This is a genomic window from Sulfitobacter sp. AS92 (assembly GCF_038900015.1).
Lineage (GTDB): Bacteria > Pseudomonadota > Alphaproteobacteria > Rhodobacterales > Rhodobacteraceae > Sulfitobacter.
In genome coordinates, this window is record NZ_JBBMQL010000012.1 from 20,298 (window position 1) to 46,819 (window position 26,522).

The following is a 26,522-nucleotide window of genomic DNA, read 5'->3' on the forward strand; positions in this document are numbered from 1 at the left end:
TGCTATCCAAGGGCAATGCGCATACTACTTGTGGAAGATAATGACGAACTGGCCGAAACGATCGTGGATCGGCTTCGGGCAGAGGGGCATTCCGTTGACCGCGAAAGCGACGGCAACGAAGCGAATGAACTGTTGCGTCACATCAACTTTGATATCGTTCTGTTGGACGTGAACCTGCCCGGACGCAGCGGCTACGACGTGCTGCGCTCGCTCCGGGCGCGGTCCGACCAGACCCCCGTGATCATCCTGACCGCCCGCAGCCAAATCGACGACCGAGTGCTCGGTCTTGATGCAGGCGCAGATGACTACATGATTAAGCCGGTTGATTTCCGCGAATTATCCGCCCGCTGCCGCGTTCTGGCACGACGGCGTTCGGGCAGTGCCAGCAACTTATTCACAGTCGGCGCATTTAGCTTTGACCGCGCTGCCAAACGCGCGACGATCCACGGTCAGGACGCGCAGCTGCGTGCCCGCGAAGTGCAACTGCTGGAGATCATGATCGACAACCTTGGCCGCATGTTGACCAAGGAAGAAGTTGCCGACCGTCTTTATACCTTCGAAGAAACGCCCAGCATGAATGCGGTGGAACAGCTTGTGACGCGACTGCGGAAAAAGCTCGAGGGCACCCATCTGGTGATCAAGACGGCGCGGGGTTTGGGCTATATGGCCTATGTGTCGGACGATGACTGAACGGCCCGGCCATTCGCTGCAACGGCGATTGCTGTTCAGCATGGCTGCGGGTTTCGCGATCCTGCTTATCCTGATCTCAATCCTGCTCTGGACCTATGCCCGCTCGGCAGCGAACCGCACCCACGACTTACTGCTCGCCGGGGCTGCGCTGTCGATCTTGGAACGGGTCTCGGTTGGGCCTGACGGGCCGACCGTGGACATGCCCTATTCCGCCTTGGAAATCCTGTCGTTGAACCCGGTGGACCGGGTTCAATACCGGGTGTTCGTGCCCGGGAAAGCAGAAATCACCGGCAGCGAAGACCTGCCTTTCCCGACAAACAGCGAGTTGGCCGCCGAGCCTGCGTTCTACGATTCAGATTACCGGGGTGCGGCGTTTCGCTTTGTCCTGCAGGGCAGACGCCTAAATGCCCCGACGGGGGCGGAATGGGTCGCGGTGCAGGTTGGGCAGACTGTCGAGGAACGCGCATCGCAACAATGGTCCTTCTTCCTTAGCGGTCTGATCGGGCTGGGCGCATTGTCCCTGATCGGGCTCGGCTTCGTCTGGGTCGCCATCCGCACCTCGCTATCCCCGCTGCGGCAAATCGCAGGCGACCTGAGGCTACGCGCGCCGAATGATCTGTCGCCGGTCAAGGGCGCGCCGCCACGCGAAATTCGCGGGCTTTTCGACGCGATCAACGGTTTCATCACCCGTCTCGATCAAAGCCGAACCCTGACCGAGACCTTTATCGCCGACGTCGCACATCAGACCCGAACCTCACTTTCAGCGCTACAAGGGCATCTGGCACTGGCTGTCGACGCCGAGGATTTCGACGGTATGCGCGCCCGGGTGGTCAGAGCTGACAGACAGGCCGACCGCACAGTGCGGCTGACGAACCAGCTCTTGGCGAACGCGATGGTGATCCACCGATCAGATAAGGCCAGCATGCATCCGGTTGCTCTAAGATCGCTGGTCCGAGACACCCTCGCCGAAAGTCTCAAGGACAGCCGTATGCGCAAAATCGCCCTTTCCTTTGAGGACGAAGGCATCGCGCCCGGCCGAGATATGATCCACGGCGATGCCCTGTCGATCCGTGAGGCATTACGCAATTTGATCGAGAATGCGGTCCGGCATGGCCCTGCCGACAACACGGTCACTATCACTCTCGACGAGGCTGACGAAATGGTGCGCCTTAGTGTCGATGACGCAGGGCCGGGCATTGCTGAGCCGAATTTGGCGCAGGCCACTGAGCGTTTCACGTCCCTGTCTGACAGCACCAGAGGTTCAGGGTTGGGCCTGTCGATCGTCAAAGCTGTCGCCGAAGGCCATGACGCGGAATTGCGCCTCGGGCGGTCGTTGCTTGGCGGGTTGAATGTCACTTTGATATTCAAGCGCCTCGCTGTGTCCCTATCGCTGATCTTTGGATTGATTTTCGCTGGATCGCACGCGCAGGCGCAAACATTGCGCATCTATAGTGCGACCGACACCCCGGCCATGCAGCCTCTGATCGACGCTTTCATCGCCGCTACCCCGGGCGTTGAGATCGACTATGTCGAATTCCAAACCATCGACCTCTACCAGCGGATACTTAACAGCGACCCCGACGAGATGCCGGATGTCGTGATTTCTTCGGCGATGGATCTCCAAGTGGATCTCGTAAACCGCGGCCTTGCCCAGCGGGTTTCCCTTCCGGTTGACGCCAGCCCGCCTGAATGGGCCGCATGGCGTTCAGAACTCTTTGGCTTCACCTTCGAGCCAGCCGCCGTAGTCTATGACCGTAGGGCGATTTCGGCGAGCGAGCTTCCCGCAAACCACCGCGAGCTCGCAACTTTTGTGCGCGCCAATGAAACCCGTCTGCAAGGCCGTATTGGCAGCTACGATCTGCGGGCGTCGGGCGTAGGTTACCTCTATGCCTCCCAAGACAGCCTGCAAGGCCCGCAGGCCCAACGCTTGATCGAAGTGTTAGGCCGCGCGGGCCTTCGTATTTATTGCTGCACATCACAGATGGTGGAGGCGGTGGCAAAGGGCGACTTGGCTTTCGCGGTGAATACAATCGGATCCTACGCCAGCAGCCTCGTCGCGGATATGCCGCACCTCGGTCTGCATTTCTTTGAGGACTACAACCTCGTGATGACACGGACAGCGTTTGTGCCTGCCGGTTCCAGAAACCCGGATTTTGCAGCAAGCTTTGTCACTTTCCTCCTCTCTGAAATGGGCCAGCGCGCCATCGCCGAGCAGACGCCGCTTATTCCCATCAGGTCAAACGGCCCCGCCCGCACGGAAATTGAACAGCTGATTAAGGAGAACCGAGGCACATTCCTTCCGATTAAGTTAACACCCGCTTTGTTGACGTTTCTTGATGTCTTAAAGAAGCAGGCTTTCCTGTCCGTCTGGGACACATCTCTTGCAAGGCTGCCCTAATGATGGGGGGCTACTGCTTTGCCAAAGTTTTCTGACTGCAGCCGCGTAGCTTGCTGTTGATAGCCAAGTTGAAGAGTGCCAAGTCGCGATGGTTCTAGGCCAGTTCAAGCCGAACCCTGATCGCCCAAACATACTTGAGTTTCAAAGGCCGCTTCTGGCTCACGATGCACCCCTTGTTCCACGCAGGGCGAAGCGCGCGAATGGCAGGCAAGTTCGGTGTTTGCATGTCTGATCCTCCGTTCCGCCACGCCCTCCACATCGACAACCCGGCGTTGACGGATCATCATATCATGAAATGCTGCGGCGCATCTGCGGTCTGCAGAGAGCCCATTTTTTCTTGATGCTGCGTGCTGCATCAAAGAGCGCAAAACTGCTATTGCGGTCTTTCAGTTCTGAAAGCCAAGGCTGATAAACAGTGAAGGCCAGCGAAAACAAATCCGCTGGCCGCGTTTTGTATTCCGACTTACATCATATCGCTCATGTCATGCATGCTGCTGCTGCCGGTCTTAGCTGGTTTGTCTGCGACCATCGCCTCCGTAGTGATCAAAAGCCCAGCAACTGACGCGGCATATTCCAACGCAATCCGCACGACCTTTGTCGGGTCGATAACACCGGCCTTGAGCATGTCACCGTATTGTTCTGATTGTGCATCATAACCAAATGACTTGCTGGCGTTCTCGATGATCTTGCCAGCGACCACGGACCCGTCGACACCGGCGTTTTCGGCGATCTGACGCAGGGGAGCCTGAAGCGCTTTGCGGATAATTGCGATGCCTGCAACTTGGTCTGCGTTGTCGCCCTTGAGCGCTTTAAGCACCTTACCCGCATGCACCAATGCAACACCGCCGCCGGGCACAACGCCTTCTTGGACAGCTGCACGGGTTGCGTTGAGAGCATCATCGACGCGGTCTTTGCGCTCTTTCACTTCAATCTCGGTCGCTCCGCCGACTTTAATGACGGCAACGCCGCCCGCAAGTTTCGCGAGCCGTTCTTGCAGTTTTTCTTTGTCGTAATCTGATGTGGTCTCTTCGATCTGCGCACGGATCTGGGTCACACGGGCCGCAATCGCCGCCTTGTCACCCGCCCCGTCGATAACCGTGGTTGTATCCTTGGTGATCGCGATTTTCTTGGCGGCGCCGAGCATATCCATCGTGACGTTTTCCAGCTTAATCCCGAGCTCCTCGGAAATCACTTGCCCACCTGTCAGCGCCGCAAGATCTTGCAGCATCGCTTTGCGGCGATCCCCAAAACCCGGGGCTTTAACGCCCGCAACTTTCAAGCCACCCCGCAGTTTGTTGACCACAATAGTCGCAAGCGCTTCGCCTTCGATGTCTTCGGCGATGATCAGCAGTTGCTTGTCCGCTTGCATCACAGCTTCAAGCAAGGGCACCATCGGGGCCAAAGAGGACAGCTTTTTCTCGTGCATTAGAATGACGCAGTCTTCGAGGTTTGCCGTCATTTTGGCAGAATCCGTCACGAAGTAGGGGCTGAGGTAGCCGCGATCAAACTGCATGCCTTCCACCACTTCGGTTTCGGTCTCAAGGCCCTTGTTTTCTTCGACGGTGATCACGCCTTCATTTCCGACTTTTGCCATCGCATCCGCGATTTGCTGGCCAATGGCGGCCTCACCATTGGCCGAAATGGTGCCGACTTTCGCAATCTCGGCGGTGTCGCCAACGGGACGTGACATCGCCTTTACCTCAGCAATGACGGCAGCCACGGCCTTGTCGACCCCGCGCTTGAGGTCCATCGGGTTCATGCCTGCGGCGACAGCCTTCATGCCTTCTTTGACGATGGCCTGCGCCAAAACGGTCGCGGTGGTGGTGCCATCGCCTGCTTCGTCATTGGTGCGCGATGCGACGTCTTTGACCAGTTGCGCGCCCATGTTCTCGAACGGGTCAGCAAGTTCGATTTCCTTGGCGACGGTCACGCCATCCTTGGTGATGCGTGGGGCACCATATGATTTGTCGATAACCACGTTGCGGCCCTTGGGGCCCAGTGTGACTTTGACAGCATTGGCGAGTGTGTTGATGCCATGAAGCATGCGGTTACGGGAGTCCGTGCCGAATTTGACGTCTTTTGCAGACATGTCGGTATTCCTAATTGAATGTGTAAAAAGGCAGCGTCGTTCAGGCCATAATACCCAGAATGTCGCTTTCTTTCATGATCAGCAGTTCTTCACCGTCGAGCTTGATTTCGGTGCCGGACCATTTGCCGAACAGGATTTTATCACCCGCTTTGACATCCATGGCGATGCGCGAACCGGCGTCATCTTTTGCGCCCGCGCCGACAGAGACAACCTCGCCTTCTTGTGGTTTTTCTTTGGCATTGTCCGGAATAATCAGACCGCCCGCAGTTTTTTCATCGCCTTCGATGCGGCGCACAAGAACACGGTCATGTAGAGGGGTAAACGTCATGGAAATGCTCCTTCTCGAGATTTCCGGAAGGGGTGGCATGCATAGAAACGCATTGGCACTCGCCACACCTGAGTGCCAATGTTATTGAAGTGGATATCGCAGCAGGCTGCCGCAAGTGGCTGGAGAACTATATTTCATAGGGAATGATTGCCCAGGAACGAGCGAGATAGTGGGCACTCCCGGCGACTTACTTTACCTTTTTACCCGCGATCGAGATCGCAGGTTTTCCAGCATTTGAATTCGCAGTTGCAGAGACTTTTGGCTTTTCCTGCTTAGGCTTCTTCGCTTCTTTGTTGCTGTTCTTACCTTTGGCCATGGTCTGTCCTTCCAAAATGCAGCGATCCGTTGCCGTGGTGGCAAAGCGAGGCTGCGCTACGCATCACGCGTTTGGAATGCGACGCGTAATGAATTCGATTGTTCATTTAGAGGCGCCGCTGCGGGTTTGACCCAGCTTCGTCCAACGACCGTTGCTGACTGCGCGAAACTGTCATGATCGGTGTGCCAAACATCGCGTTTGAAGCAGCGAAATCTTCGGGTGTGTTAATCTCGGTCCATTTCATGTCCGTGATGTCCAACGCATGAAACGGGATACCCTTGTGAACCAGCCGCGCATAGGCCACTTCGCAATGCGCTTGTGCGTTGGCGCGGCTTTCCATCATTTCTGTCAACTCGGCAAACAATAAAGGGCCTGTGACTGCGCTGATTTTCTCAATGCCGATGGATTCACCAAGTGCCGTCGCTGGATCAACGGATTTGCCAAATTCGCTGACGCGCATTTCGCCATCCGCAATCACTTTCACCTCTTTGTCCGCCGCCGCAATATTGCGATCAATGCACAGAAGGTTTGGTCGATCGCTATCTATCAGCGCACGCAGGATCCTCGTTTCGAATACGACATCAGCGTTAAATTTTATGAACTCTGCCGTGCCGACAGTCGATGATGCCAGCATCAGGGAATATCCTGTGTTGGTATCACGGTAGCGGTCGTTGATCACATAAGTGACGCGGATGCCGCGAAAGGTTTTGTCGATGAACTGCTTAATGTCATCCGCACGGTGGCCCAGCACCACGACAAACTGGGATATCCCGCAACTGAGGCAGTTGCGGATCATTCGTTCCAGAATGACCGAGCCGCCAACGGACAGCAGGCTTTTGGCAGTTTTGTCTGTCAGCGGGCTAAGGCGCGATCCGACGCCAGCAGCCAGAATAACGGCCATCGGTGGGCGCGCATTGTCATATTTCATAGGTTTGTCCTGACCGCATCAAGGATGCTCAAGGTAATTTCTGAATCGCAAGCTTTGGGTTGCGTCAATATCTGCGCCGCGTCGCCATGCTTTGTACGTTCCCCAAAGCAGCTGCATTGCGGCGAAGACCCATAACATGATTGTCAACTGGCCACAGATCGGCGCGGCGGACACCATGAAAATGAACACAACTTCCTCGAAATTGAGGATCTTGCTTTGTTCCGTTACGAGGCATTTCAAATTCGCCGCGATGCCAAAGCCCAATCGGGCCAATCTAACGCGCGTTTTTTGGTCGGCAATCTTTGTGGGGTGCGTGCATTGAGCGCTGGTTCGATCTCAATCGCTATGAAGCTTACATAGCCGCGCGGCCCATAAAACGCAATGCCAATCAGCGCGAGGAAAAAACCAGAGCGCTCAGCGATTGCGCCTAACATTGCAAGAATATGCCGAGACTTGCGCTGGTCGTGAAGAAAAAGGTCGATGAGTACGCTCTAGATGCGCCAAAAACCCGCGAGTGCTGCAGTCGCAGCGAAAGTCCGGTTTCCGCCGATTCTATGGAAAAACAGGGTGTTGCAGGCGTAGAAAGCCGGGCTTCAAACCGAGCTCGAACGCCTTTCTCATCAGGCTTTGCTCATTTGCTGCGGTGCGGGAATAATCTTGGCCAATTTCCGGAGATTTTGGGCGGTTGCAGCGAGCAGGAATTCGTCATTTGCGCCGCATGGTCTACGTAATCGAAGCCGCCCCACGCCAAGAATGCGTTTGAGGTGCGCGAAGAGCATCTCAACCTTCTTTCGGCGTTTCATCGAGATGTCGTATTGTTTGGTTTTAGCGAGGTCGCGTGCAACTTGCCGCGCGTCTTCGTGCTCCTCGCGGGTGATTTTGCGAGCGTCCGCATTTGGGCAGCATTTGGCGTTGGACGGACAGGCCTGACAGACCTCTTTCAGGGCCGGTAGCGGGCTGTGCAAGTACCGTCGCTGCGCCCGGACTTGTCGAACACAGGGATGTAGGGCGCGATCTTGCGATCAACTTGTCAGCCCAGCATGGGTCCAGTGCCATAGGCGGTGTCCACTGTCCGGCAGTGCATCGCGTCGCGATGTCACGAGAGGGGGCGATCAGGCGTTCCGGATGCAGATCGAACCTGGCCTTCACCCTATCCAGCATGGTCTTGGTCGATCCGACCTCGGCTTGCCGGATGGATCGCGTGGCTTCGACATCGACAATCACACCATAATCCGTGTCGAACGTGATCCTCCAGCGAGAACTCATAAAATAGCGATGGTTGAGCAGCCTGTCGGGGTCCCATCATCGCCGATCCACCCCTCAATTACACGAATTGAATCAGCAGTTCAGGGCTCGATCGAGCAATCGTTTTTCAACAAAATACGCCCTGACGGCTTTCAACGCTTGAGACTGATGCGCAGCTGAAGGTTCGCGTCCGACTTTGCTCGGTACCCACATTGCATTTTGATACCATCGGGATGACACGCTCATGAAAACCGCAGACGGCGCGCATCGCGAAACTGTCACGTCGCGAATGGCTTCCCCGCAATAGATCCCAATTACCTACCAAGCCTAAAGCCGTGACTGCCAGTGCCTAACATTGGTGCTGCCCGATCCAGCGCCAGTTGGCTCCGCGAAAAACGCACCGGCGTGCGCAGCCCATCGATACCCTCGGGGTCAATCCGCATGTTGCGGGCCACGATCTGAGGCTCGTTCAACGCCTCGGCGACTGTATTGATCGGGCCTGCAGGCACCCCGCACTCGGTGAGCCGTTCAATCAAAGACGCTTTCGTATGAAGAGCAGTGCGTTCCGCAATCAGGCGACAGAGCGTATCCCGGTGCCGAACACGGGCCGGGTTTGTCGCGTATCGCGTGTCGTCAGCCGCCTCGGGCATATCCAGCACCTCACAGAGCTTGCGGAACTGCCGGTCATTGCCGCAGGCAATAATCAGATGACCTTCGCGCGCCGGGAACACCTGATAAGGTACGATGTTGGGGTGCGCATTGCCGAGCCGTGTGGGGACGGCGTCGCCCAAGAGATAATTGCCCGCCTGATTGGCCAGAACGCCAACTCCGCAATCCAGCAGCGAAAGATCGACATGCTGCCCCTGCCCCGACCGCACGCGCTCGGCCAGCGCCGCTTGAATGCCGATCACGCCGTAAAGCCCGGTGAATACATCCACCCACGCCACGCCGACTTTCTGGGGCGCACCGTCTGGCTCGCCAGTCAAGTCCATGATGCCGCACATGCCTTGGATCAGGAAATCATAACCCGCCTCCTTGGCGCGCGGTCCATCCTGACCAAAGCCACTGACAGAGGCATAGACCAGGCCCGGGTTCTCAGATGCCAATGACGCATAGTCCAAACCGAACTTCGCCAGTCCCCCGACTTTGAAGTTCTCGATCACCACATCGGCCTGCGCAATCAACGCTTTGAGTTGCGCCAAATCCGCGGGATCGGTGAAGTCGCAGGTCAGTGAGGTCTTGCCGCGATTAGCCGACTGGAAATAGGCTGATACCGTTTCAGTGCTGCCATCGGGCCGGGCTCGTTCGATAAACGGAGGGCCCCAACGCCGGGTGTCGTCCCCCTCCGGCGCTTCGACCTTGATCACCTCTGCCCCAAGATCAGCGAGCGTCTGCCCGATCCACGGCCCCGCGAGGATTCGCGCCAGTTCGACGACCTTCAGCCCGGCCAGAGGCGCAGACCCGGACATCAGGTGTAAGGCTCGGAATGGATGTGGGACAGGAATGGCATGATTTTAGCCCTACTCTTCTTGAGGTGAATTTCATTGCAGATCAGTTGTTTGCCGGGCGGAGTTCAGAGGTTCTGCTCCACGATCCGCCATGCGTTTTCGGCTCGGACACGGGCCAGATGGCCCAGTTTCAACGCTTTTTGCGACGCGGCATTGCCATCAAGCCCGCGCTTGTAGACGCCTTGAATGATCGCAGCACTGCGGAAGAAGGAAAACACCACGAAAAACAGGTGGTTCGATACATTGTCGCGCCCTGAAAAGCGGCAGTAAAGTTCGAGAAACTCTTGTTCGGTCGGAATTCCCAAGGCCTCGAAGTCCAGCCCCTTGAACTGCCCCGTGGGCAGGTTGTCGGCGTGGTAGTTTGCACAGACATACCCTAGATCAGCAAGCGGATGGCCCAGCGTGCAAAGCTCCCAATCCAGCAGTGCGCTGACCTCGGGCGTGCCGTCGCGCACAATCGCGTTTCCGGGGCGGAAGTCGCCATGCACAATCGCGGCCTCGTCGTCAGCGGGCAGATTGGCCGGTAGCCATTCCATCAGCTTGTCCATCGCCGTGATGGTCTCGGTTTCCGTCGCTTTGTATTGCTTAGTCCAGCGGGCGACCTGCCGCGAGAGATACCCTTCGGGGCGACCGAAATCACTCAGACCCACGGCCTCGGGCTTCACCGCATGCAATTCGGCCAATGCCTTGATGAAGCTTTCGTAAAAGGCACGGCGCTCAGGCGGGGTCAATCCCGGCAGGCTGGGGTCGTGAAAGACGCGACCTTCGACCATTTCCATCACATAGAAATCAGTGCCAATCACCGATGGGTCGGTACACAGATGCAGCATCTTCGGCACCGGCACAGGCGTGTCGCGCAGGGCATGCATCACCCGGTATTCGCGATCCACGGCATGGGCGGAAGGCAGCAGCGTGCCCGGGGGTTTCTTACGCAGGACGTATTTGCGGCTACCAGCGGTCAGTTGATAGGTCGGGTTGCTCTGGCCCGCATTGAACTGACGTACCTGCAGGTCGCCGGAAAATCCTTCCAGATGGTCGGAAAGATAGGCCTTCAGCGCGGCCTCGTCAAAGCTGAGGGCTTCGCTGACAGTGATAAGGGGCGGTCCACCATTCTCGCTCATTTCGTGCTTCCTTTTGTGACGTGTCCTGTCGGTGTGCCGTTCAGATCCGCGAAACTGCGTCCTTCCCGCGCCAAGTCGCGCAGCAATTGCGGCACCTGCCAGAACTGGGGGTCTTCGTTGGCATAAAGCTCGATCCGCCGGATCAGCTCTGCGGGACCGATAAGGTCCGCCTGATGCATCGGTCCGCCGCGGTGGCGGGGAAAGCCGTAGCCAAAGAGCTCGACCGCATCGATATCGACGGGCCGTAGGGCGATGCCCTCTTCGAGCACGCGGACAGCTTCGGCGATCATCGCAGTGAGGCCGCGGGAAACGATCTCTTCGCTGGTGAAGCTGCGCTCGGGTAGGTTCAGAGCGCGGCGCTCCGCTGAAACAATCTCTAATGCTCCGGGGTTGCCACCCTTCTGCTTTCCGCCCTCGTAAAGGTAATAGCCCTGCCCGGTCTTCCGGCCAAACCAACCCTGATCGCAAATCAGATCGGCTACGCGGGAATAGCGTTCCTCCGCCGGCCGGGTGGCAGCCTTTCGGTCGCGGGTGGCCTTAGCGATGTCGAGCCCGGCAAGGTCGGACACCGCGAAGGGCCCCATGGCAAAGCCGAAGTCCTCCAATGCGCCGTCGATCTCGGTGAAGCTGGCACCGTCTAGCAGTAGGTAATCGGCCGCTCGGCGGTATTGGGTCAGAATGCGATTGCCGATGAAGCCGTCGCACACCTCTGCGCGCACCGGCACCTTGCCGAGTTTGCGTGCCAGGGCGAAGGCCGAAGCAACACAGTCCGGCGCGGTCTCCTCCGCGACCACCACTTCGATCAGCCGCATAATATGAGCGGGTGAAAAGAAGTGCAGACCGATCACACTTTGGGGCCGCTTGGTCGCGGCGGCAATCTCGTTCACATCGAGATAGGAGGTATTGGTGGCAAGGATCGCGCCGCGTTTGCAAATCATATCCAGCTTGGTGAAAAGTGCCGTTTTGGCGGACATGTCTTCAAAGATCGCCTCAATCACCAGATCGGCCCGGCCTACGGCATCAAGGCTGTCAGTGCAGTCCAGCGCAGCAAGAGTGGCACCATGCGCTTGTTCGGCCAACTTGCCACGTTTCAGCGCACCGGCGAGATTGCCCTCAACCGCGGCACGGGCCTGCGCAACCCGTTCGCTTTGCGCTTCTATCAGATCGACGTGATAGCCGCCGATCAGCAGAGCAGTGGCAATTCCGACCCCCATCGTCCCGCCGCCGATCACGGCGATGCGGTCTATGTGTCGGGGCTCAGCATCTTTTTCCGGAATATCACCCGTCGCGCGTTCGGCAAAGAAGGCATGGACCAGCCCGGCGCGTTCTTCGCCGGCCATAAGATCCATAAATAGCGCCCGTTCCTTGGCAAGCCCTTCGTCAATCGGCAGGGTCGCAGCGCAGACAGCCTCCAATGCTGTGAGCGGTGCTTGCAAGGCTGGGCGCTTAGCCTTCAAGCGCGCTTTTGCAGCCTCCACTGCGGCAAGGTCTTCGGCCACATCGCGCGTGTCTGTCCGGCGGGCGGCGAGCTTTCCAGCCAACACGTCGCGCGCCGCAGCAATGCCCGCTTCGCGCGGCGTGCCTTGGGCCAGTCGATCCAGAATGCCAAGGTCCAACGCCTCACGCGCAGACACATCGCGCCCGGAACAGATGATATCAATCGCGCCTGCCAGCCCGGTGAGCCGCGGCAGGCGCTGCGCGCCTCCGGCGCCGGGCAGCAGCCCCAGCTTCACTTCCGGTAGGCCGATGCGCAGATCCCCGACGCCGACGCGCAGATGGGTGGCCAGTGCCACTTCCAGCGCACCGCCAAAAGCCACACCGTGCAGCGCCGCGATCACTGGCTTTTCGCTGTCATTCAGCGCCTTGAGGATGTGCGGCAGGGTGGGTTGGATATCAGCCTTGCCAAAATCTTTGATGTCGGCGCCTGCGGAGAAAAAGCGCCCTTCGCCGTAGAGCACAATGGCCCGAACAGCGGGATCGTGCTGCAGGGTCTGGAAGCCGTCGTACATCGCCGTGCGCAGCGCCAGCCCGATGGCATTGACGGGCGGCTTTGCCAACCCGATCAAGCCAATCTCACCCTCTGTCTCGATGACCACCAATCTGTTGACGTTATCCTTCATGGCCCGTGCTCCTTCCCCGTTCATTTCAACCGTTCGATGATCACGGCAATGCCCTGACCAAATCCGATGCACATCGACAGACAGCCATAGCGCCCGCCGCTTGCCTCAAGCTGCCGAAGCCCAGTGAGCATGAGACGCGCCCCTGACGCACCAAGCGGATGGCCCACGGCGATGGCGCCGCCGTTTGGGTTGAGCCGGCTGTCGTCGGGCGAGAGGTCGAGCGCCTTACAGCAGGCGAGGACCTGCGACGCGAATGCCTCGTTGATCTCGATCACATCCATTTGCTCAAGGGATAGCCCTGCCCGGCTGAGCGCCTTTGGAATGGCAAGCGCGGGGCCGATCCCCATCACGCGGGGGGCCACGCCCGATACGGCCCCGGCGAGGATGCGCCCGCGGGGCGCGGGGCCGAGGCCGTTCCGGCCAATCAGCAAAGCCGCAGCACCATCGTTGATGCCCGATGCATTGGCGGCGGTCACGACACCCGACGGGTCCAGCGGACGCAGGCTGGCCATCTTTTCCAGCGTGGTGTCCGGGCGCGGATGCTCGTCCTCGGCCACGGTGGTGACCGCGCCTTTGCGTCCAGCAATCTCAATCGGGATCAACTCGCCGTCGAAGAACCCACCTTTGCGAGCGGTTTCGAAACGGCGCTGGCTGTTGGCGGCGAAGGCATCGCAGGCTGCGCGGGTCAGTCCGTAATCGGCGGCGAGGTTATCGGCCGTTTGCGGCATGCTGTCGTGGCCAAAGGCCGCCTGAAAGCGTGGATTGGGAAAGGGTTTGCCCGCAGTCGCGTCATGAATTTCCCCCTGACGCGACCAAGCGGTCGCAGATTTCCCCATGACAAAAGGCGCACGGGTCATGCTTTCAACACCGCCTGCGACAAACAACTCGCCCTCACCCACCGTGACCGCCCGCGCCACATCCAGCGCGGCAGACATGCTCGATCCACACAGCCGGTTCACCGTCTGTGCGCCGACCTCTTCCGGCAGACCAGCGAGCAGTGCTGAGAAACGGGCAAGGTTGCGGCTGTCCTCGCCGGATTGGCAGACGTTACCGAGCACCACATCCTCGACCCTTTCGGCTTGCAAGGTGCTGCGCGACATCAGTGCTTTGATGACCTGTGCCATCAGATCGTCTGGCCTGATCGCCGCAAGCGCCCCGCCATGCCGTCCGAAGGGGCTGCGGAGTCCGTCGTAGATATAGGCGTCCAACATCTTCTGCTCCTTGGGTATTGGCTCAGGCCGTGGTGAAACGGCCAGCTTCGGCCATGGATTTGATCGAGGGCATCACTTTGACTTCAAGATATTCCTCCAGCCCAAAGGCACCGCCTTCGCGTCCGTTGCCGGAAAGTTTGAAGCCCCCGAAAGGCGAGCCATAGGCCGCGCCCTGCCCGTTGATCGCCACGACCCCGGCACGCAACTGGTTGGCCACGCGTTGCGCCCGTGCGGCGCTGCCGGTTTGAACATAGGCGGCAAGGCCATAATCGCTGTCATTGGCGATGCGGATGGCGTCTTCTTCGCTGTCGAAGGGGATGATCGAAAGCACAGGGCCAAAGATCTCTTCGCGGGCGATGCGCATGTCGTTGTTGACATCGGCAAAGATGGTCGGTTTGGCGAACCAGCCCTTGGCCAGCCCGTCGGGCCGTCCCAGACCACCCGCCAAAAGCCGTGCGCCCTCGTCGATGCCAAGCTGGATCATCGTCTGCACCCGATTGAACTGCATCTCATCAAAGAGCGGGCCGATATGGCTGCCTTCCTTGGCCGGATCATCCACCACCTGCGCCTCGGCGGTCTGGCGCGCCAGATCGACGACCTCGTCATAGCAGCTGCGCTCCACCAACATGCGCGTGGGCGCGTTGCAGCCTTGCCCCGTGTTCACAAAGCAGCGCGTGACCGACGCCGGAACAACCGTCTCCAGATCGGCATCGGCAAAAATCAGATTGGCCGATTTCCCCCCCAATTCCAGTGCCACGCGTTTCACGCTCTCGGAACTGTCGCGCGAGACCATGGCCCCGGCGCGGGTCGATCCGGTGAAAGACATCATCGCGACATCCGGGTGGCGCGACATGGCGCTGCCCACATCAGCCCCATCACCAAAGACAAGGTTGAACACCCCGGCGGGGTAGCCCGCTTCATGCACGCATTCGGCAAAGATGACCGCCGACAGCGGCGTGTGTTCAGAAGGTTTGAGCACGCAGGTCGCCCCGGCGGCGAGCGCGGGCATCACCTTTTGGGCGATCTGGTTAATCGGCCAGTTCCACGGCGTGATCAGACCACAGACACCGATGGGTTCTTTGCGGATGATATCGCCATTTGGCAGCGTGTATTCTTCCTCATGCGCCTCAAGCGCCGCGATATAGGCGGCGGCATGACGCGGCCCGCATCCGGCCTGTGCATTTCGCGCCAATGTGATCGGGGCACCCATCTCCTGACTGATCGCCCGGCCCATGTCGTCAATGCGGTCCTCCAGCGTTTTTTGCAGCGCGCGCAGATATCCCAATCGTTCGGCCTTAGAGCTCAGCGAAAAGCTGGCAAACGCGCGTTTAGCGGCGGCGACGGCATGGTCAACATCTGTGGCACTGCCCAGAGTGACGGTGCCGATCTGGGCCTCTGTCGCGGGGTTCATAATTGGGAAGGGCTTGCCGCCCTTCCCTGCGACCCATGCGCCGTCGATGTAATTTTTGTCGACTGTGATCATGCCGTCCTCATGTCCGTTCACTTGGCTGCAACCTCCAGTAGGCCGCGTTCTTCCAGTACCTTGCGGGCATGGCGGAAACATTCCAGCGACTGGGGCACGCCGCAGTAGATGCCGATGATGTGCAAGATCGAACGGATCTCTTCCTTGGTGACGCCGTTGTTGATCGCGCCGTTACAATGGATCTCCCATTCATGCATCTTGCCCAAAGCAGCCAGCATCACGAGGTTGAGCATTGAGCGGGTTTTGAGGTCGATGGTGTCATCGCCCCAGCCAAAGCCCCAGCACCAGGCGGTCATCGCTTCCTGAAACGGCAGCGAAAAGTCATCGGCTGCCGCGAGGTTCTTTTCGACGTACTCTGCGCCGACGACCTTCTTGCGTTGCTGAAGGCCCAATTCGAAAAGTTTCTCGTCCATCTTTCTATTCCTTTTGCTTTGTGCCTGCGGAGGTGGTCAGGCGACCACGCCATCCGCATAGAGTGTGTCAATCTGGTCGTTGCCGTAGCCCAGCTCCGTGAGGATCTGGCGCGTGTGCTGGCCGACGGTGGGGGATTGGGCGCGATCATCGCCCGGAACGAAGGCCGGCAGGCCGGGGATATTCGGCACCGGCCAAGGATCATTGGCACCGGCCTGCTGCAGCCAAGAGAAGACGCCAACAGCCTCGGCCTGCGGATGGTGGACAAGCTCGCGGTAGGTCTGCACGACCTCGTTCTGCAACCCGGCCTTGCTCAGCAGATCCGACAGCTCCGCCGTTTTCCAGCTTGCGGTGAAGCGGCGCACGTAGTCGTAAAGGAAGTCGATATCCTCCAGACGGCCAGCAATGGTGTGATACTTCTCGTTGGCCCAAAGATCGTCCAGCTTCAGCAGGTCGCAGAACACCTTAAACTCGCGGTCGCGCACGATGTTGATCTGGATATGCCCATCGCTGGTCTGAAAGGTGCCCGAGGGCGCGGTTGAGGCCCGGCGCGGCCCGGTGCGATAGCCGCTCAGCAAGCGCACGGCCTGGATGCTGGCAGCCGCTTCGAGCAGACTCACTTCGATCTTTCGGCCCTCCGCCCCATCGCGTCGGGCGTAAAGTGCCGCGGCCAATGCCTGTTGCGCATAAAGCCCGGTAGACATGTCGAAATAGCTGACCGGTGTGTGGTGAGGCGTACCGTCGGTGCCGGTATTTTCTGCAACAAAACCGCTGAACGCCTGCAACATCGGGTCCATCGCGGGCCGGTCGCGCATGGGGCCGCATTGCCCGAAGCCAGAGACCGACACATAGATCAGCCCCGGATTGAGCGCGCGCAGCCGTTCGTAGCCGTAGCCCAGCCGTTCGGCCACGCCCGGGCGGTAGCCTTCGATAAAGACATCCGCCTGCGCGATCAGCTTGTCCACGATCTCGCCGCTGGGTTCGCTTTTGAGGTTCATCGCCAAGGCCCGCTTGCCGGTATTGGCAACGATGGAATAGGCCGTGTGATCGCCAAAGACGCCACCGATCAGACGGGCCCAATCACCCCCTTGCGGTTCGATCTTGATCACATCGGCGCCTTGCTGGGCCATCAGCATGCCGCAATAGGGGCCCGCCAGACCTTGGGAGAGGTCAACGACCTTCAGCCCTTCATATGGTCGCTCAAAGCTCATGACTGGTTCCTCTTTTCCAAAACCTCAAACACGCGGGTGAAGTCCGATTGCGGCGGCAGGCTTTCTTCGACAAGGTTCCAAACCTCGGCCACACGTTCGCCCATCAGGTTGGAGGTGCCTGCCTCTTTCACGAACTCGTTGTAGAGGCGCACATCCTTGTTGAGCAGTTCCGCGAAGAAGCCTGCGTCATAGGTGCCGGGCAGGATCCGGTTGGGGAACTTGTCCTCGATCGCCGTATTGTTGCCGGTCGAGACCTTCACCACGTCGAGGATGGTTTTCATCTCGACCCCATGCGCCAGACCAAACAGCACCGCCTCGGAGGAGGCCGCCATAGCGGTGGCCGACAGGAAGTTGTTCAACAGTTTCACCGCCTGCCCCTGTCCGGGCGTTTCACCGACATGGAAGGTATTCTTGCTGAACAGATTGAGGATCGCCTGATGCCGCTCCATTTCGGTCTTGGGGCCGGACCAAATGATGGTGATCGCAGCCTTGAGCGCGCCTTGCCGCCCGCCGCTGACCGGCGCATCGACATATGTCATGCCCGCGCCCTCGATGGTGGCAGCGGCCTGTTTCGCGGCGGCGGGGCCGATGGTGGACATATCGATGATGACCTTGCCCGCGACGCCGTCCAGCGCGGCGATCTCTTCGGTGACGGCGTTCACGATCTTACCGTCGGGCAACGACAGAAAGACCGTGTCAGCGCCTGCAACAACCTCGGCAAGGCTGTCTGCGGCGGTGCCGCCCTCAGGGGTGAGATCCGGCACCCGGTCATAACACAATACGGGGGTGTCACCCTTGCAGATGAAGGCACACATGGGTTCGCCCATTTGGCCCAACCCGATGAAACCGATGGTTTTAGGAGCGTTCATTTCAAACCCTTTCATTGGTGTATGGCTTCAGTTCCAACCGGGCGATCTGGTTCTGGTGAACCTCGTCCGGCCCGTCTGCCAAGCGGATCGCACGGGCCCGTGCGTAAGCGTAGGAAAGCCCGAAATCGCTGGAGATACCGGCGGCACCATGGACCTGAATTGCCCAGTCGATGACCTGCGCTGCCATGCGTGGGGCGACCACTTTGATCATACCGATGTCCTTGCGGGCCTCTTTGTTACCGACCTTGTCCATCCGGTCCGCGGCCTTGAGCGTCAGCAAACGCGCCTGGTCAATCATGATGCGGGATTCAGCGATCCGCTCGCGCGTGACGCCTTGATCCGACAAAAGCTTGCCGAAGGGCCGCCGCTCAAGCGCACGCTTGCACATCTTCTCAAGGGCCACTTCGGCCTGCCCGATCATGCGCATGCAGTGGTGTATGCGGCCGGGTCCAAGCCGCCCTTGGGCGATCTCAAAGCCGCGCCCTTCGCCCAGCAGGATGTTCTCTGCTGGCACGCGGACGTTGTCATAAAGGATCTCGCCATGCCCATGCGGCGCGTCGGAAAAGCCGAAGACCGGGATCATCCGCTTGATCGTCAGGCCCGGTGTGTCACGCGGCACGAGGATCATGCTCTGCTGGCGATAAGGTTCGGCCTCTGGGTCAGTTTTACCCATCACGATGAACAGTTTGCAGCGTGAATCGCCCGAACCTGAGGTCCACCATTTGCGCCCATTGATGACGTATTCGTCGCCATCGCGGGTGATGGTCAGGCTGATGTTACGCGCATCCGAGGATGCGACATCGGGTTCTGTCATAGAAAAGCAGGAGCGGATTTCGCCCGCCAAAAGCGGCTCCATCCATTCCTTCTTCTGCGCCTCGGTGCCAAAGCGTTCCAGCGTTTCCATATTCCCGGTATCGGGTGCGGAACAGTTGAAGACTTCCGCCGACCAAGGTGCGCGACCCATGATCTCGCAAAGCGGTGCATATTCGAGGTTGGTCAGCCCGCCACCCCGTCGGCTTTCGGGCAGAAAGAGGTTCCACAACCCGGCCTCGCGGGCCTTGGGTTTGAGCTCTTCGATGATCGGCACGCCGCCCCAGTTTTCCCAGTGCTCGATGCCGTGGCCCATTTCTTGAAGCTGCTGATTGTGAAGCTCCTGATTTGGGTAGATGTGCTCTTCCATGAAGGCGTTGAGCCTGTCGCAGAGGTCTTTCACCTTGGGGCTGTGATTGAAATCCATTGATATTACTCCTTTATTTTTCGGCCCGTGGCCGTTTTCAGAGTGCAAGAGGCCGCGGCCTGAAATCGGCCGTTGCGCTACCTCCTGCAGCTTGGGTTCAGTTTTTGCTCAGAAGCGCGGCCTTATGGCCCGACGATGGTTGTCCCCCCGTCCACGACGATGACCTCACCGGTGATGAACCGGGCCGATGGTCCGGCCAGAAAAGTCGCCACGCCGCCGATGTCTTCTGGCGCGCCAAGTCGCCGAACCGGGGTCCGCGCAATACGGTCATCGCGCAGGCTGTCGTTCTCCCAAAGGGCGCGGGCGAAATCGGTCTTGATCAACCCCGGCATGATGCAGTTGACGGTGATATTCTTCGGCCCCCACTCCACCGCGAGGGATCGCGTGACACCCACATCTGCAGTTTTCGAGATACCATAGGCCCCCAAGGTGGCCGAACCGCGCAGGCCGCCGATGGACGACACGATGATGAACGCCCCGCCACCCGCTTCGGCCATATGCGGCATCGCGGCGTTGGCGAACCAGATCGCGCTGTGAACGTTTGAGGTCATCACCTTGTTAAAGGCCTCGTCAGTCAGGTCGGCGAGCGGGCCATAGACCGGGTTGACCGCCGCGTTGGCGACGAAAATGTCCAGCCGGCCCCATGCTTTATGGGTCTGGGCTACCAAGGCTTCGCATTCGTCACGGCGCGAGATATTGCAGGCCACGGCCATGGCCTCCCCCCCGGCATCGCGAATTTCCTGCGCCGCAGCTTCGCAGGCCTCAATCTTGCGGCTGGCGATGGCGACCTTTGCGCCCATGGCGGCGAGGTGGTGCGCGATGGACAGACCGATCCCTTTGCTGCCGCCGGTCACGATGGCGACTTTGCCTTCAAGCGAGAATGGGTTCTTCATGGGGTTGTCTCCAGTCGTTTGGGTCATGCTGGCGTGTCCTTCATCCGCAGTTGCAGACGTTCGCCGGTATATGGATTGGCCTCGGCCACGGCTTCATCGAGCTCGACACCGAGCCCCGGCGCCGTTGGCGGGATGACATAGCCGTCTTCCCAGCGGATCGGGGTCTTGAGGATCTCGGCGTGGAAGCCGCCCCATTGCTCGATCCCCTCCATAATCAGGAAATTCGGGCTACAGGCAGAAACCTGAATGTTCGCCGCACCGACCAACGGGCCACAAAACAGGTGCGGTGCGATCTGTGCGTGGAAAGCCTCACCCATGGAGGCGATCTTCTTGGCCTCCAGAATGCCACCGACGCGGCCAAGGTTCATCTGCAGGATCGACGCTGCATTCTGGCGCAGCAGATCGGCGAATTCGTATTTGGTGGTCAGCCGCTCGCCGGTTGCGACAGGGATGCGGGTTCCGGCGGCAACAAGCGCCATGCCTGAGATATTGTCAGGCGGTGTGGGTTCCTCAAACCAGAGCGGATCATGCGGTTCCAACTTGCGCGCCAGACGCAGCGCGCCTGAGGGGGACATCTCGCCATGCGTTCCGATCAGGATATCGCAGCTTGCGCCCACCGCCTCACGGACACGCGCCGTGTAGCGGTCAGCAAAGTCGAGTGTCTCCATCGAAAGCTGGCGGGGATCAAAGGCAGTGTAAGGCCGCGCCGGATCGAATTTCAGCGCCGTGAACCCTTGCGCGACATATTCCAGTGCCCGCTCTGCCGCGGCGTCCGGGTCGTCATAAACCTTCTGGTTCGACGCGGCATCGGGGGCGGCATTCAGATAGGTGTAGCTGCGCAGGCGTTCATGTACTTGTCCGCCGAGCAACTCGTAGATCGGCTTGTCGAGCGCCTTGCCGATGATGTCCCACAGGGCCATCTCGATGCCGCTAAAGATGCCCATAACCGTCGGATCGGGCCGTTGCGAGAAGCCTGCCGAATAGACCAGTCGGAAATGCCGTTCGATCTTGAAAGGGTCGGTGCCCACGAAATGCCGCTCGAACATGTCGTCGATCATCGCGGTCAGCGCCTTGGGGTGGAACGCCACGCCATAGATTTCGCCGTAGCCCACTGTGCCGCAATCCGTGGTGACCTTGACGAAAACCCAGTAGGGACCGCCCCGGTGAATGGATGTGTTGCCGACCACGAAGGTCTTGATATCCTTGATCTTCATCTGCTTGCTCGCTTCTTGGGTTCGATGTGGGTCATGTCAGGCGATGTCCTCGAGGATCATATCCGCGGCTTTTTCGCCAATCATGATGCAGGCGGCATTGGTGTTGGCCGAAACCAGCGTCGGCATGATCGAGGCGTCCGCCACCCGCAGGCCGGTCAGCCCGTGCACCCTGAGCCGCGGGTCAACGACGGCGCCCGCGTCCACCCCCATGCGGCAGGTGGAACTGGGGTGAAAGATCGACGAGCCATTGGCACGAACGTAGTCCAGCAAGGCATCATCGCTGGTCACATCCTGACCGGGCAACATTTCCTCGCTGATATAATCGGCCAGAGACGGTTGCGCCGCGACTTTGCGGACCAGTTTCATACCGGCGACCATGGTGTCGCGATCGGTGGTTGTATCGAGGTAATTCGGCTGGATCGTCGGTTTCGCCCGGTGATCCGGCCCCGTGATCCGTACGTGGCCCCGGCTTTCCGGGCGCAACTGGCACATGGTCACAGTGAAGCCTGAAAACGGGTCCAGTGTGCGGCCGCGTTTCTGCGCGGTGTAGCGCAGAAAGTGAAACTGCACATCCGGCGTGGCGCATTCCGGGCGGGTCTTGGCAAAGACGCCAACCTGCCCCGCGCTCAGTGACATCGGGCCGCTGCGGTCCTTAAGCCATTGCAGCGCCACACCGACCTTGCGCGGCCAGCTTCGGACCTCGTCGTTGACCGTCACAGGCTGCGCGCAGCGGTAGGTGCTGCGGCAGGTATAATGGTCCTGAAGGTTCTCTCCGACCTCTGGCAGATCATGCATTACGTCTACGCCAGCAGTGCGCAGCATCTCGGCGTCACCGATGCCCGAAACCTGCAGGATTTGCGGCGAGTTGATCGCCCCCGCCGCCAGTAGCACTTCGCGCCCCGCGCGCAGGATCTGGACCTTGTCGCCATGTTCGACTTCGACACCAATCACGCGGGTGCCCTCAAGGATAAGACGGCGTACCAGAGTGTCGGTCTGCACATGCAAATTGGGCCGCTTGCGTGCGGGTTTCAAATAGGCCGTTGCGGCACTGCTGCGCCAGCCGTTGCGGGTGGTGACCTGAAAATACCCGGCACCCTCCTGCTCACGGCCATTGTAATCGGGGTTTGGCGGGATGCCGGCCTCATCCGCAGCGGCGATATAGGCATCGCAGAGCGGGTTCGCGCTGGCGCGGCTGACACCAAGCGGGCCGTCGCGTCCGTGAAATTCCTCGTCGATATCGTCGATCGACGCGCCCTCGGCTCGGCGGAAGTAGGGCAACACATCCGAATAGCTCCAACCGGGGTTGCCAAGCTGCCGCCAATGATCGAAATCCGCCGCCTGCCCGCGGGCATAGACCAGCCCGTTGATCGAACTGCATCCGCCCAACACCTTACCGCGCGGCCAGTCAAAGCGGCGTCCGGCAGATTGGGGCACGTCTTCGGTCTGGTACTGCCAGTTGATGCGCGTGTCGTCCATCGTGCGGTAGTAGCCGATGGGGATGTGGATCCAGGGATTTGAATCGCGCGGACCGGCTTCGAGTAGCAGAACACGCAAGCCCGGTTTGGCCGAGAGCCGGTTCGCCAGCACGCAGCCGGTCGAGCCCGCGCCGACGATGATGAAGTCATAAGCCGCGTCGCTCATATCTTGACCACCTTATGCCCAGCCGACAGCGTCTGGGGCGCGAATTCGGCCATGTCCGGGATCTCCCAGCCCTGCCCCGGCTGCGCAGCGATCAACGCCTTGGTGTATTCATGTTGCGGAGATGTGAAGATGCGGCCAACGCCGCCCCGCTCCACCACTTCGCCGTGTTTCATCACCAGCACTTCATTGCAGATCTGCGCCGCGACCCGCAGGTCATGGGTGATGAAGATCACGGTGAGGCCAAGCCTGTCGCGGATGTCGTTTATCAGCTTGAGCACCTCACGCTGGATCGACACGTCCAGCGCTGAGACCGCTTCATCTGCGATCAGCACCTTGGGATTGACCACAAGCGCGCGTGCGATGCACAGGCGTTGGCGCTGCCCGCCTGAGAACTGGCTGGGATAGCGATGGACCGAATATTTCGGCATCTGCACAATCTCGAGCAGTTCGTAGACCCGTTCCCAAGCCTCCGCACGTGGCATCCCGAAGTTGATCGCGCCTTGGATCAGCTGGCTGCCGATGGTGCGGCGCGGATTGAGCGAGCCGTAGGGGTCCTGAAAGACGATCTGGATGTCCTTGCGGTGGCGGCGAAGTTCGGCGGCAGTCTTGCTGGCAAAATCGACGCCCGAGATGTTGATTGCCCCACTGTCGGGGTCAATGAGCCGCATCAGACAGCGCACCAGCGTGGTCTTGCCCGAACCGGATTCCCCGACGATGCCCAGTGTCTCCCCCCGGCGCACCTGAAAGGAGATGTCATTCACGGCGGCGACGGTGCGGCTTTTCTTGAACATGCCGCCCGAGGTGTGAAAGGTCTTCATCAGCCCCTGCACGTCGACGACAACCGGGTTTTCCGAGATCGTCATCTCACGGTCTTCGGCACGGCGCGGCACCGCGTCGATCAGCGCACGGGTGTAGGGGTGTTGCGGATTGTTGAGCACCTCGTCGGCGGTGCCCTGTTCCACGATCTGGCCGTGGCGCATGACCACCACGCGGTCGGCAATCTCGGCCACCACGCCGAAGTCGTGCGTGATGAACATGATGCCAGCATCGTGTTTAGCGTTGAGCTGTTTCAGCAAATGCAGGATTTGCTTTTGGGTCGTTACATCCAGCGCGGTGGTCGGCTCATCCGCGATCAGCAGTTTGGGGTCCAGCGCCAGCGCCATGGCAATCATGATCCGCTGCCGCTGACCGCCCGAAAGCTGATGCGGGTACGAATTAAAGAGCCGTTCAGGATCGGGCAGCCGCACCTCTTCCAAAAGCTTCATTGTCCGCTTGCGCCGTTCTGTCGCGTCGTAGGGACGGTGAACACGCAGAACCTCTTCGATCTGGTTGCCAACGGTATAGGACGGGTTCAGGGCGGTCATCGGCTCTTGAAAGATCATCGCCATTCGGTCGCCGCGCATGTCGTTATGCTCGCTCTCGCTGAGCTTCAGGACATCCCGACCGTCAAATTCGATTTCTCCGCCAGTCACCTTCAGGCTTGAGGACAAAAGCCCCATCGTGGCCAGTGAGGTGATCGACTTGCCGGAGCCGGATTCGCCCACGACACAGAGGATTTCCTTGGGCCGGACGTCGAAGGTCAGATTTTCCACCGCATTGGCGCGTTCCACCTGAACCGGCAGCGCCACCGTGAGGTTGCGGATCGAAAGGATTGGCTTGGTCGAATTGGTCATTTGCTCACCGATCTTGCCAGAATGTTTCGCCAGTTTGCCCATCAGCTGCGGTCCTCCGGAGCGGTCACGTCGCGCAGCCCGTCGCCGAGCAGGTTGATGGCCAGAACCAGCATGAAAAGCGCGGTCCCCGGCACGGCGATCAGCCAGCCGTCAAAGAACATCAGCCCCTTGGCGTCCGAGATCATCAGACCCCAGCTTGGTGTGGGCGGCTGCACCCCCAGCCCGAGGAAGGACAGCGCCGCTTCGAGCAGGATGGCGTGGGCCATCTCAAGTGTTGCGATCACAATGATATGGTTAGAGATATTGGGCAGGACATCACTGAAAAGAATGCGCGGTGTGGAACTTCCCAAAGCCTGCGCCGAGGCCACGAAATCCAGCCCCCGCACCTGCTGGGTCGCACTGCGCACCACCACCGCGAAACGGTCCCAGATCAGAAGGCCGATCACCCAGATCACCACCGTCAGCGAAGACCCGACGATGCTGATGACCGCCAGCGCCACCAGAACCACCGGCATCGAGAGGCGCGTGGTGATGATGAAGTTGATCACCATATCCACCCGACCGCCGAAATAGCCGGCACAGATGCCCAAGATGGTGCCAATCACACCCGAGATCAGCATGGCGGAGAAGCCGATCATCAGCGAAATCCGTGCACCATACATCAAGCGCGAAAGGTAGTCGCGGCCCAGATGGTCGGTGCCCAGGATATGCTCCCAAGTCGCCTTAGGGCTATCAAACCAGACCGGCGGGATCAGCTTGCGCGACAGCATCTGCGCATAGGGATCATGCGGTGCAATCAGCGGTGCCAGAAGGGCCACCAGAACGATCACAGCGATAACAAATCCACCGAGCATCAATCCGCGATGGGTCTTCGCGTGTTGGAACATCATCTGCCGAGGGGAGCGAACGAGCGCCTCGCTGGGCATCGTGGGGGCGTTGTTTTGCAGCGTGCTCATATCATCCGATCCTAATCCGCGGGTCCAGCCAAGCGTTCAAGACGTCGGCAAGGAAGGTGAGTGCGATGTAAAAAAAGCTGAGAACCAGCACGATGGCCTGCATCATCGGCAGGTCGGCCCGCTGGATCGATTCCCAAGCCAGAAAGCCAAGGCCGTTGATCGCGAAGATCGTCTCGATCACGATGGACCCGCCGAGCATGAAACCGAATTGGACGGCTGCCAGAGACACCACAGGAATGATCGCGTTGCGCAGCGCATGTTTGAACATCAGCGAAAAGCGGCTGACACCCTTGGCGCGGGCCGTGCGAATATAGTCGGAGCGCAGAACTTCCAGCATCCCGGCCCGGGTCAGGCGCATGACACCCGGTGTGATGTAATAGCCAAGAGCGATGGAGGGCATGACGAAATGCAGCCATGTATCGCTGCCCGAGACCGGCAGGATGCGCCAGTTGATGGCGAACCAGAGCATCATCGTCAGCGCAAACCAGAAGCTCGGCATCGCCTGCCCCACCACGGCCACGGTCAGGGCAAATCGGTCAAATAGACTGTTGGGCCGGATCGCCGCCAGTACCCCCAATGGGATGGAAAGGACCAGCGCAAAGACCAGCGCGCTTAGACCGAGTGCCATGGTCGTTGGCAGGCGCTCAAATATTTCATCTGCAACCGGCTGGTTGAGGTAATGCGATTGGCCCAAGTCCCCCTGAAGTGCCCCGGTCAGCCAGTTGAAGTACTGGACGGGGATGGGTTTGTCGTAGCCGTAAGCCTCGCGGATGGTTTGTAGATCCTCTTGGGTGGCGCTTTCGCCTGCAAGGGCAATGGCCGGATCCCCAGAAAGGAAATTGAGCGAAAAGGTGAGCGACGACACGGTCAAGGCGACAAGTAGAGCCGTCGATATTCGCCTGAGAAGAAATGCAAGCACCGGTCAACCTCGATTGCTGTTGGTGTGAGAATGGGTTTGCCCCGTCTGCGGATACCCAAGT

The 26,522-nt window shown here is 59.6% G+C and carries 22 protein-coding genes and 2 pseudogenes; 3 read left to right on the top strand and 21 right to left on the bottom strand.

Going from position 1 to position 26,522, the window contains the following annotated elements; translation table 11 throughout:
- Positions 1-15 precede the first annotated feature (15 nt).
- Together WNY61_RS16565 and WNY61_RS16570 are read left to right on the top strand one after the other, a co-directional pair.
- A complete protein-coding gene (locus WNY61_RS16565; RefSeq protein WP_342852552.1) occupies positions 16-690 on the top strand; it encodes a response regulator transcription factor in 675 nt (224 codons plus the stop codon).
- Positions 683-3,088, top strand: a complete 2,406-nt coding sequence (locus WNY61_RS16570; protein WP_342852553.1) for an extracellular solute-binding protein — start codon at positions 683-685, stop codon at positions 3,086-3,088. The genes WNY61_RS16565 and WNY61_RS16570 overlap by 8 nt, the downstream gene beginning before the upstream one ends.
- A gap of 97 nt (positions 3,089-3,185) precedes the next feature.
- Here WNY61_RS16570 and WNY61_RS16575 read toward each other — a convergent pair.
- The 6 genes and pseudogenes from WNY61_RS16575 to WNY61_RS16600 all read right to left on the bottom strand — a co-directional run.
- Positions 3,186-3,314, bottom strand: a pseudogene (locus WNY61_RS16575) (integrase); the annotation flags it as partial.
- Positions 3,315-3,551: 237 nt separating this feature from the next.
- A complete protein-coding gene (groL, locus tag WNY61_RS16580; RefSeq protein WP_342852554.1) occupies positions 3,552-5,177 on the bottom strand; it encodes a chaperonin GroEL in 1,626 nt (541 codons plus the stop codon).
- 40 nt (positions 5,178-5,217) lie between these two features.
- Complete coding sequence (locus WNY61_RS16585) at positions 5,218-5,505, bottom strand: co-chaperone GroES (RefSeq protein ID WP_342852555.1); 288 nt, start codon at positions 5,503-5,505, stop codon at positions 5,218-5,220.
- 187 nt (positions 5,506-5,692) lie between these two features.
- Entirely contained in the window at positions 5,693-5,821 is a 129-nt protein-coding gene (locus WNY61_RS16590) for a hypothetical protein (protein ID WP_342852556.1), read from the bottom strand.
- Positions 5,822-5,927: 106 nt separating this feature from the next.
- Positions 5,928-6,749: a phosphocholine cytidylyltransferase family protein gene (locus WNY61_RS16595; protein ID WP_342852557.1), complete on the bottom strand. Its 822-nt coding sequence runs from the start codon at positions 6,747-6,749 to the stop codon at positions 5,928-5,930.
- Between the two features lie 620 nt (positions 6,750-7,369).
- Positions 7,370-7,988: pseudogene (locus WNY61_RS16600) on the bottom strand (transposase); the annotation flags it as partial.
- Between WNY61_RS16600 and WNY61_RS16605 the strand changes: the two are divergent.
- Positions 7,875-8,174, top strand: coding sequence for a hypothetical protein (locus tag WNY61_RS16605; protein WP_342852603.1), 300 nt, complete (start codon positions 7,875-7,877; stop codon positions 8,172-8,174). The pseudogene WNY61_RS16600 and the gene WNY61_RS16605 overlap by 114 nt on opposite strands.
- Before the next feature lie 134 nt (positions 8,175-8,308).
- On the opposite strand, the gene WNY61_RS16610 is transcribed toward WNY61_RS16605, so the two are convergent.
- The 15 genes from WNY61_RS16610 to WNY61_RS16680 form a co-directional block, all read right to left on the bottom strand.
- Positions 8,309-9,463 (bottom strand): CaiB/BaiF CoA-transferase family protein, encoded by a 1,155-nt coding sequence (locus WNY61_RS16610; RefSeq protein ID WP_342852558.1) that lies wholly within the window; start codon positions 9,461-9,463, stop codon positions 8,309-8,311.
- A gap of 104 nt (positions 9,464-9,567) precedes the next feature.
- Positions 9,568-10,623: a phosphotransferase family protein gene (locus WNY61_RS16615; RefSeq protein WP_342852559.1), complete on the bottom strand. Its 1,056-nt coding sequence runs from the start codon at positions 10,621-10,623 to the stop codon at positions 9,568-9,570.
- Positions 10,620-12,743: a 3-hydroxyacyl-CoA dehydrogenase NAD-binding domain-containing protein gene (locus tag WNY61_RS16620; RefSeq protein WP_342852560.1), complete on the bottom strand. Its 2,124-nt coding sequence runs from the start codon at positions 12,741-12,743 to the stop codon at positions 10,620-10,622. The genes WNY61_RS16615 and WNY61_RS16620 overlap by 4 nt, the downstream gene beginning before the upstream one ends.
- A gap of 20 nt (positions 12,744-12,763) precedes the next feature.
- The gene (locus WNY61_RS16625; protein ID WP_342852561.1) at positions 12,764-13,954 is read right to left on the bottom strand and encodes an acetyl-CoA C-acyltransferase; all 1,191 of its coding nucleotides are present in this window, start codon (positions 13,952-13,954) and stop codon (positions 12,764-12,766) included.
- A gap of 22 nt (positions 13,955-13,976) precedes the next feature.
- Entirely contained in the window at positions 13,977-15,437 is a 1,461-nt protein-coding gene (locus WNY61_RS16630) for an aldehyde dehydrogenase family protein (RefSeq protein ID WP_342852562.1), read from the bottom strand.
- 17 nt (positions 15,438-15,454) lie between these two features.
- Entirely contained in the window at positions 15,455-15,850 is a 396-nt protein-coding gene (locus WNY61_RS16635; protein WP_067627552.1) for a carboxymuconolactone decarboxylase family protein, read from the bottom strand.
- Between the two features lie 36 nt (positions 15,851-15,886).
- Complete coding sequence (locus WNY61_RS16640) at positions 15,887-17,059, bottom strand: CoA transferase (RefSeq protein ID WP_342852563.1); 1,173 nt, start codon at positions 17,057-17,059, stop codon at positions 15,887-15,889.
- The gene (locus WNY61_RS16645; protein WP_342852564.1) at positions 17,056-17,928 is read right to left on the bottom strand and encodes an NAD(P)-dependent oxidoreductase; all 873 of its coding nucleotides are present in this window, start codon (positions 17,926-17,928) and stop codon (positions 17,056-17,058) included. The genes WNY61_RS16640 and WNY61_RS16645 overlap by 4 nt, the downstream gene beginning before the upstream one ends.
- Before the next feature lies 1 nt (position 17,929).
- Complete coding sequence (locus WNY61_RS16650) at positions 17,930-19,165, bottom strand: acyl-CoA dehydrogenase family protein (protein WP_342852565.1); 1,236 nt, start codon at positions 19,163-19,165, stop codon at positions 17,930-17,932.
- A 122-nt stretch (positions 19,166-19,287) separates the two neighbouring features.
- A complete protein-coding gene (locus WNY61_RS16655) occupies positions 19,288-20,085 on the bottom strand; it encodes an SDR family oxidoreductase (RefSeq protein ID WP_342852566.1) in 798 nt (265 codons plus the stop codon).
- The gene (locus WNY61_RS16660) at positions 20,082-21,272 is read right to left on the bottom strand and encodes a mandelate racemase/muconate lactonizing enzyme family protein (RefSeq protein ID WP_342852567.1); all 1,191 of its coding nucleotides are present in this window, start codon (positions 21,270-21,272) and stop codon (positions 20,082-20,084) included. The genes WNY61_RS16655 and WNY61_RS16660 overlap by 4 nt, the downstream gene beginning before the upstream one ends.
- Before the next feature lie 36 nt (positions 21,273-21,308).
- Positions 21,309-22,913, bottom strand: a complete 1,605-nt coding sequence (locus WNY61_RS16665) for a choline dehydrogenase (RefSeq protein WP_342852568.1) — start codon at positions 22,911-22,913, stop codon at positions 21,309-21,311.
- A complete protein-coding gene (locus WNY61_RS16670) occupies positions 22,910-24,628 on the bottom strand; it encodes an ABC transporter ATP-binding protein (RefSeq protein ID WP_342852569.1) in 1,719 nt (572 codons plus the stop codon). Before WNY61_RS16670 ends, WNY61_RS16665 begins: the two co-directional genes overlap by 4 nt.
- On the bottom strand, positions 24,628-25,542 hold the full coding sequence (locus WNY61_RS16675; RefSeq protein ID WP_342852570.1) for an ABC transporter permease: 915 nt from the start codon (positions 25,540-25,542) through the stop codon (positions 24,628-24,630). The genes WNY61_RS16670 and WNY61_RS16675 overlap by 1 nt, the downstream gene beginning before the upstream one ends.
- A gap of 1 nt (position 25,543) precedes the next feature.
- A complete protein-coding gene (locus WNY61_RS16680; RefSeq protein ID WP_342852571.1) occupies positions 25,544-26,461 on the bottom strand; it encodes an ABC transporter permease in 918 nt (305 codons plus the stop codon).
- Positions 26,462-26,522: the final 61 nt, after the last annotated feature.